This is a genomic window from Hyphomonas sp. GM-8P (assembly GCF_003263315.1).
Taxonomy (GTDB): domain Bacteria; phylum Pseudomonadota; class Alphaproteobacteria; order Caulobacterales; family Hyphomonadaceae; genus Hyphomonas.
Genome location: NZ_AWFE01000010.1, coordinates 1 through 1,029 on the forward strand (window position 1 = coordinate 1; position 1,029 = coordinate 1,029).

Genomic DNA, 1,029 nt, shown 5'->3' on the forward strand with positions numbered 1-1,029 from the left:
TCACGACATCCTGGCGCTTTTCGCCGAGGCGCAGTTCGGCGCGGGCGAACAGGCGGTCGACGACATAATAGTTGCCGGACATGCGATAGTTGACGAGCTGGGACTTGCCGTCCCGGCCGATGACGAACAGCGCCGGGGCCTCGCCCTGGTCGAGACGGGCCGGGAACTGGATATAGACCTTGCGGCCGTCATCGAACACTTGGGTAGGCCGCCAGTGCGGCGCATCCCCGTCGATATCGTACCGGAACTTCAGCCGGTCGAGCTGAAGTCCGGCTGGCGAAGGGGAGGTTGCAACCCGTGCCGCGCTGGAACCCGCCACCCGCGTCACCAGTTGCTGGTCGGCATAGCGCCAGGAGACGGCCGCCATATAGGTTTCCTCGAACGCGCGGAGTTCAAGGTGATAGGCGCGAAGGCTCGTCGTGATGATAAGGTTGGTCTTGAGGCCGGCCTGTGTCGGTTTGATCAGGATATGGGCCTGCGCCTCTGCGCCTGTGCCCGAGACCGTGTCTCCCAGGACCCAGCGGACCGTGTCGCCGGCCGAAACGGAGACAAGCTCCTCACCGGGCTGGAGGACGATGTCGGTCACCTGTTCCGGGGCGCAATAGACCTGATAGAGGGCGCCCACGGTATAGGGATAGACCTGTATCGCGTTCATGTAATTGTCGAGAGACGGCTCGATCGCGGCCTTTCCGTTCGCAGCCTCGATCGCCTGGTAGGGCTTGAGAGACGGCGCCTCCGTCTTTGTGGGCATGGGCTTCAGCTGGCCGGGCACGGCCCCCGACACGATGGTCGGCGTATAGGTGCGGTAGACGACCGGTTCCGGGGCCAGCTCGGTGTTCGTGACCTCTGTTTCCTCCACATCCGGGGCGAGATAGAGATCTTCGACATAGTCCGGTTCATCGAGGGTGATGTCGGGACCGCGCGATGCGGGCAGAGTTTCGCATGCCGCCAAGGCAGACGAGGCAAGGAGGATCAGGGCAAGGCGTTTCATGAGGAATGCTCCTATTGATGGTCTTTCGACCAGTTGAG

Annotated in this window: 1 protein-coding gene; it reads right to left on the reverse strand. The window is 62.9% G+C overall.

What is annotated here, in order from left to right; all coding sequences use genetic code 11:
* Positions 1–991 (reverse strand): P-type conjugative transfer protein TrbG (gene trbG, locus HY26_RS01660; protein WP_112072810.1); only part of this gene is annotated, 991 nt, incomplete at its 3' end.
* Positions 992–1,029: the final 38 nt, after the last annotated feature.